This window comes from Arthrobacter sp. UYEF21, from assembly GCF_040546085.1.
Taxonomy (GTDB): Bacteria; Actinomycetota; Actinomycetes; order Actinomycetales; family Micrococcaceae; genus Arthrobacter.
Window position 1 is genome coordinate 1 of record NZ_JBEPNF010000036.1, and the last position, 6115, is coordinate 6115.

Annotated in this window: 7 protein-coding genes and 1 pseudogene; 2 read left to right on the top strand and 6 right to left on the bottom strand. The window is 61.6% G+C overall.

The annotated features are described in order from the left end of the window. Positions 1–1112 precede the first annotated feature (1112 nt). Positions 1113–2248, top strand: a pseudogene (locus tag ABIB27_RS19020) (IS701 family transposase). A 263-nt stretch (positions 2249–2511) separates the two neighbouring features. Here the strand turns inward: ABIB27_RS19020 and ABIB27_RS19025 are convergent. Then, on the bottom strand, positions 2512–2874 hold the full coding sequence (locus tag ABIB27_RS19025; protein ID WP_354218015.1) for a cupin domain-containing protein: 363 nt from the start codon (positions 2872–2874) through the stop codon (positions 2512–2514). 112 nt (positions 2875–2986) lie between these two features. After that, positions 2987–3397, bottom strand: coding sequence for a cupin domain-containing protein (locus ABIB27_RS19030; RefSeq protein ID WP_354218014.1), 411 nt, complete (start codon positions 3395–3397; stop codon positions 2987–2989). A 227-nt stretch (positions 3398–3624) separates the two neighbouring features. Here ABIB27_RS19030 and ABIB27_RS19035 point away from each other — a divergent pair, with 227 nt between their 5' ends. After that, positions 3625–4212, top strand: coding sequence for a TetR/AcrR family transcriptional regulator (locus ABIB27_RS19035; RefSeq protein ID WP_354218013.1), 588 nt, complete (start codon positions 3625–3627; stop codon positions 4210–4212). A gap of 26 nt (positions 4213–4238) precedes the next feature. Here ABIB27_RS19035 and ABIB27_RS19040 read toward each other — a convergent pair whose 3' ends face one another. From ABIB27_RS19040 to ABIB27_RS19055, 4 genes are all read right to left on the bottom strand, one after another. Beyond that, positions 4239–4616, bottom strand: coding sequence for a DMT family transporter (locus tag ABIB27_RS19040; RefSeq protein ID WP_354218012.1), 378 nt, complete (start codon positions 4614–4616; stop codon positions 4239–4241). Further along, positions 4616–4939, bottom strand: a complete 324-nt coding sequence (locus tag ABIB27_RS19045; protein ID WP_354254663.1) for a DMT family transporter — start codon at positions 4937–4939, stop codon at positions 4616–4618. Before ABIB27_RS19045 ends, ABIB27_RS19040 begins: the two co-directional genes overlap by 1 nt. A gap of 239 nt (positions 4940–5178) precedes the next feature. Next, positions 5179–5823: a DUF5134 domain-containing protein gene (locus ABIB27_RS19050; protein ID WP_354254665.1), complete on the bottom strand. Its 645-nt coding sequence runs from the start codon at positions 5821–5823 to the stop codon at positions 5179–5181. A gap of 144 nt (positions 5824–5967) precedes the next feature. Next, positions 5968–6102 (bottom strand): hypothetical protein, encoded by a 135-nt coding sequence (locus ABIB27_RS19055; protein WP_354254667.1) that lies wholly within the window; start codon positions 6100–6102, stop codon positions 5968–5970. Between the last annotated feature and the right edge of the window lie 13 nt (positions 6103–6115).

The following is a 6115-nucleotide window of genomic DNA, read 5'->3' on the forward strand; positions in this document are numbered from 1 at the left end:
CTCGCCTACTCCAACGAGTACGACCACCCCACCCTCATCACCCCGCCGGCACCGCCGACCACCGGTACCCCCGCATAAGCCGAGCCAGCGCATGTAGGACCTGTGGAGATGGCTGCAGTACGGTCGGCCGCTCGACGGAGTAACAGTAGGCAACAACGAACCCGGTGGGCGCCCTTATCGCCCACCGGGTTCGTTTTCCGCGTCCACGTCAGGCCCATCCCGAGCACCTCCACGTAGCGGTGACCGCCGCGTCCCGGTGGGCCGCCCGGCTTCCTGCTGGGGATTCCCCCTCCACGGTGCGCGGGGTTCTGTGGCGGCCGGCCTGGCTGTCATGGCTGGGCCGGACCACCGGCCGGGTGATTCGCCGCTACGAGCACACTCAACCCGGGGATTTGGTCCACACCAGGCCTCTTGTCGCTTCCACCCAGATGCGCCATTAGCCCCAATACCGTTTACTTAGGCGGCGCGAATGCCTGGTTTGGGTATTCGTTTGAGTGGCCAGCCTGACATCTTGCGTTTGACGATGCGGGGGTTGCTCCGTTGCCGGCGGGGTGGCAGGAGGGCGTGGCGGGAGAGGCGTCAGGCCTTTGAATCAGTAACGACGCGCTGCAGCGGTCGACGCCCGGATGGCATACCCGCCTGGGGTTCCGCAGGACATCGTTTGGGATGCCAGCGAGCCAGAAGTCATAGGGCGCATCTGAAGCCATGCTGCTTGAATTGGGTCGTCAGGATCCTGGTGACCTTAACTTCGCTGCCCCCTGGAGGGTTAGCTCCCGGTTGCCGGACGTGATTCCTGGACGATGCGGGAACGACTACCCGGACTGGCACAGAGGCAGCGGCACCGGCGTCATTGCCGGCGTCAAAACGGCAGCGCTGACCACGGGAATCCGGCCGCACGCCTCGACGTGAAACTCACCACAGGGGATCCGCACCACGAAACCACACGGGCTGCACGTGCTACCAGGTGCCCGTGGTTCGGCCAGGATCGACCTGTCTGCGGCCCCTTCGCAGCTTAGTACTACAATCGCGTTTATTTTGGGCGAACCTTGGCGGTCTAATCGGACTTTCCGGTCGTGGCCTGTTAATCGTTGGTGGTGAGTGATGATATTTGTGTGGCGGAGGTAGAAGAGTGGGCCGAAGGACTGGAGGAAATCGGCGATCTTATTGGGCCGCGGTTTGTCCGGTCCGAACCGCGGCGGAATGCTGTTGGGTATGTGCGCGGGCTGCTCTCGGATGAGGAACGGAAAAACTCCTGGCCCTGTCTGAACGGGCCGGGCACGGCACCCCGGATGGCATGCAACGCCTGCTCTCGACCACTGACTGGGACCCGGAGGCTGTGCGGGATGATCTGTTCACCTACCTCAACCGCCACCTGGGCGATCCCGAAGGGATCCTGATCATCGACGAGACCGGATTCCTCAAGAAGGGCACCGGATCGGCCGGGGGTCGCACGACAGTGTTCAGGCACTGCCGGGCGGGTGGAGAACTGCCAGATCGGGGTGTTCCTGACCTACTCCGCCCCGGCCGGGCGCACCCTGCTGGACCGGGAACTCTACCTGCCCAAAACCTGGACGAATGACCGGGAAAGATGCACCCGGGCCGGGATCCCCAAAACCAGGTAATTCGGCACGAAACCGGTGCTCGCCGCGGACATGATCGACCGCGCCCTGGATGCCGGGATCCCTGCCCGCTGGGCCACCGGGGACGCTGTCTACGGACAGCACACGGGGCTGCGCCGCCGCCTGGAAGCCCGAGGTCTGCACTACGTGCTGGCCGTTCCCGTGAACCAAAACATCATCGCCCCACCGCAGGGATCGGCGAGCAATGGCGCGCGGATAAACTCATCGGTTCCCTGCGCTCCAATGCCTGGCGGACCCGCACCGCAGGGGCAGGAACCAAGGGCGAGCGTCGATACTCCTGGGCGCGGATCCGCATCAACGGACCCGCCGAAACCGGGAAACACTGGCTGCTGGCCCGCCGCTCCCTGAAAGACCCCACCGACCTGGCCTACTACATCTGCCACGGCCCCAACCGGGTCTCCCTCGCCGAACTGGTGTGGATCGCCGGCGCCCGCTGGGCGATCGAGGAAACCTTCCAAACCTCCAAAGGCGAAACAGGGCTGGACCACTACCAGGTCCGCCAATACACCGGCTGGTACCGGCACATCACCCTCTCCATGTTCGCCCAGGCTTTCCTGACCGTGATCCGCTCCAAAAAAGGGGCCCTTCCGCCGCCGACGGCGAACTGATCCGGCTCTCACTGCCCGAAATCAGGCGGCTGCTCGTCCGCCTCGTCTGGCACCGCACCACCACACCGAAACACGTCCTGAAACACTCAACCTGGCGACGAAAACACCAACACCGAGCCCGACACGTCATTACAAGGCCCGCGGACAAACACCATAAACGCGACTGTAGTCTTAGGAGGTACGGGGGCTTGTGATGTCGGTGTAGCCCAAGCCACGTGTCGAGTCAGCAAAGTTCCGGGAGGGCCTTAGCGGGACGGTACCTGTCAGAAGATCACGTAGAGCTTGCGCAGCGTCTCGTGAAGCTCCCAGTTACCGCTCCAGCCCCGAGGGATGAAGATCGCGTCGCCGGGACCAACTAACTGGGGTTCGCCGTCGTCGGGGGTAATTGTCATCGAGCCTGAAAGAACGTGCACAAATTCATTTGTTTCGAGTACCCAACGGGAGGGTCCTGCGGTGCATTCCCAGATGCCGGATTCGGCACCGTTCCCGTCCTTCCAGAGGTAGCTCCCGCGAGTGTCCATCTGCTGTCCGGTGGCTTCAGGACACGGGCCCCAATCGTCCAGCTCCGTAACGTTCTTCGCATCGCGGATGAGGGTTGCGGAAACGCCGGTAGTCTTGTGTGTCATTTTTTTGCCCTTTCGTGAGGGTTATCGACCGGTTGGCCAGCCGATATAGGGTCTTGGTTTTGTGGTCATGGGCAACTGCCGGAATTGACCGCACTTGGATTAATGCAAGGGCTCAGACTTCGTAGTACCGGAATGAATGCGATTCCGCTCCTTCGGGGTTGGGTCCGTAGATGGTGACCATCCGCGCGTAGACGGGTGCCCAGTACCTCCCCATGCGTCCGGGATTTACGCGGGCTGAGTCACCTGGCTTAAGGATGACGGTCTCTCCTCCACTCTCGATGTGGAGTTCGCCTTCCAGCACGTAGTTCGTCTCGGTGTGGGGGTGGAAGTCCTCCCACGCGCAGGCCTCCAGTTCCCACTCTGAAAGGATAAAGTCCTGCCACGGGCCATCAGGATGGGAGTTGATGAACCTGCAGCGGAGGCTCTGCCATTGGTCCTTCATAGGAGCCAGGGCCTGCGCGGGCCAGAAATCGATCGCAGTCTTCGTCGTCAGTGTCGGGGGCTGAGGGATGGTTGTGACCATTGTCTTCACCGTTTCTTCAGTGGGTTCTGCATGGCGAGATGATTTGATGAATCTAAGCGACATCGCATCACCGTGATGCAGGTCACTCCGGTGTGAATACTTTTACATGGACGCGTGTCCAAGTCAATCGTTCTAAACCATTTATCCCGAACCTATTTTCTCTAGCCAAGCAATAGGGTTAGGGAAGTGTCCCTGTCGGACCGAAACGGGAGCTTGGAGAGTGAGCTATGCGGGTATCCGCTGAAGATCGAAAAGAACAGCTAATTGCAGCCACAGTCGAACTGATGCGTCGTGAGGGTGTCCAGTCCGTGACCATTCGGGCTATAGCCAAGGAGGCTAATGCTCCGTTGGCTACGGCTCATTATTGCTTCAGCAATAAAGAAGAGCTCATGGACGCGGCCGCCGAGGCCTGGTTCAAGAACCTGAGCCGTTTTTCCAGCGGCGCCTCGGTTCGTTTGGGACTTCGCAAAGCTGTGGAACAGGTAGCCGAAGGCTACTGGCGGGCACTTGAGGAAGAGCCCGCAAACATCCTGTCCGAGATCGAACTGATTCTGTGGGCAACACGTAATGCCGCTGTCAGCCCGCTGGCCGCGAAAATTTATCCCGCCTATGAAGTGGAACTGGGAAACATATTCTCTACCGCAGCCCAAAGCAGCGGTGACCAGTGCCTCATAGATTTCCCTACGCTGGTGAGGCTCTTTCTCATGATTTACGACGGGGCTGCCATTCAATACATGACCGACCCGAAGGCTACCGACCACCGTGCCCAGTTTTTCATGATGGTTGATGCCCTTCTCATGAAAGCCGGCGTCTGAACAACGCGGGAGAATTAGGCTGAGCCTCAGGCGGGGACTCTGGCGTCGGAACGATCCGCGTCGGACGTGGCGTCCGCCGGCAGGGACTTCAGCCCGGCCGCGCAGCCAACGATCCCGGCGATGAACAGCACCTTCAACAGGCTGAAGGGTTCGGCGCCGGTGGCCATGGCCCAGCCGACGGTCAGGGCAGCGCCTATTCCTACCCAGACGGCGTAGGCGGTGCCCAGTGGGATGCTGCAGATGGCGGCGCCCAGGCCGATCATGCTCAGGGTTGTTGTCACGGCGAAAACCACGGTGGGGAGGAGAACTGTGAGGCCGTTGGACAGGCCCAGTGCCGTCGCCCAGACGGCTTCCAGCACGGCGGAACCAAGCAGAAGCAGCCACGCAACGGAACGTTTGCTCATTACGCCACCACCTTCAGTCCGACGACGCACGCGGCGATGCCGGTCAGCAGCAGCAGGCGCGCCGCCGTCGGGCGTTCAGCTTTGGTGAGCATCGCGTAAGTGGAAGTCAGCATCACGCCGACGCCTACCCAGACGGCGTACGCGGTGCCGGTGGGGATGGACTGCATGGCCAAGGCGAGGCCGGCCATGCTGCCGAGGACGGACGCCAGGAAGAGGAGCGCTGGGGCGATGCGGCGCCTGCCGGCGGCCTGGAAGGTCCGGTGCAGGGCGGCAGCCCAGACGGCCTCCAGTGACCCGGAAAGAATGAGGATTAACCACGACATGACAGATCCTTGGGACACGCTTGCAGCGCCCGACGGCGGGCCTGGCCTATGGGTTGGTGCCGGGGCCTTCCGCTAACCGAAACGGAAGGCCCCAGGCCGTGTTGCGTACTCAATCCGTCTCGGGTCCGGTGCAGAAGAAGCACTCTCCGAGTTCGAGGCTTGAGTCGCAAGTCTTTTCGATGAGGTGTTCGCCGGCCTCGCTGAAGGAGTTGGCCGCAGGGTTCATTGGGGATCAGCACTTAGGCCATGGTGGCGAACATCACGGCCATAATGGCGGCGCCGACGGCTTCGAGGCTGTGTTGTTCTCGGGTGGAGTGCTTTGAGGCTGTTTTGCTGGGGGCTGTGGTTGCCGGTTTGCGGTCGCGCAGCAGGAGGGCCATGAAGACCACTGCCGCGGTTGCGAAGATGATTGTCAGCGGACTGGCGAGGCTGGCGAGGCTGGGTAGGTGATCGAGGTTTGCGCCGGTTGGTGGGTGGGCCATTGCGTGGTGGGTGTTGGGCAATGGACTCGCGTCTGCGGGACCGGTGGCGATGTGGCTTGTCATCATGGTGATCATGAGGGCGGCGCCGGCCATGCTGAAGCTGTGATAAACGCATTTCAGGCGGTCCTGCCTGCCTGCGCAGAGTATTTTGAATTCGGGCCGGGCGACGGCCTGGATGATGAACCAGAGGGCTGCGCCGCTGAGAACGGCGATTTGGGCGAGCATGGTGGAGGGCGCGAGGTTCCAAAGCATGCCGGCCATCAGGATGTTCATGACGGCATGGAGGGTGTTGTTGACCCGGTCGGTGAGTTGGTGTGGCTTGGTGGCCTGCAGGAGGTGGTAGCTTCCACTGAGCAGGAGGACGACTGTGAGGGTCCAGGTAATTGCGGGGATATTGAACACGCGGATCACACTCTCGCTACAGGTTTTGGGTTAGGTGCAGGCGGTCCCCGGTGCTTTGTTACAGCACCGGGGACCGCCTGTTTAAGGGTTGTTCGTTTCCAGCGTTAGTTCACGTGGTTCTTGGCTTCTCTGTAGCTGGGCCGGTTATTTATCGGTGGTGCAGCACTGCCCGTTGGTGGTGGTGTTGGCTTCGATGGTGGTGGGGAGGTTGAGGGTGGGGTTTTGGTCGAAGAAGCCGTGGGGTTCGAGCATGAAGCCGATGTTTTGGCGGGGCATGATGGGCCAGTCTTCG

Bases quoted from the DNA above. Each gene is read 5' to 3' on its own strand.
- ABIB27_RS19025 (WP_354218015.1), bottom strand. From the start codon at position 2,874: ATGACACACAAGACTACCGGCGTTTCCGCAACCCTCATCCGCGATGCG.
- ABIB27_RS19030 (WP_354218014.1), bottom strand. From the start codon at position 3,397: ATGGTCACAACCATCCCTCAGCCCCCGACACTGACGACGAAGACTGCG.
- ABIB27_RS19035 (WP_354218013.1), top strand. From the start codon at position 3,625: ATGCGGGTATCCGCTGAAGATCGAAAAGAACAGCTAATTGCAGCCACA.
- ABIB27_RS19040 (WP_354218012.1), bottom strand. From the start codon at position 4,616: ATGAGCAAACGTTCCGTTGCGTGGCTGCTTCTGCTTGGTTCCGCCGTG.
- ABIB27_RS19045 (WP_354254663.1), bottom strand. From the start codon at position 4,939: ATGTCGTGGTTAATCCTCATTCTTTCCGGGTCACTGGAGGCCGTCTGG.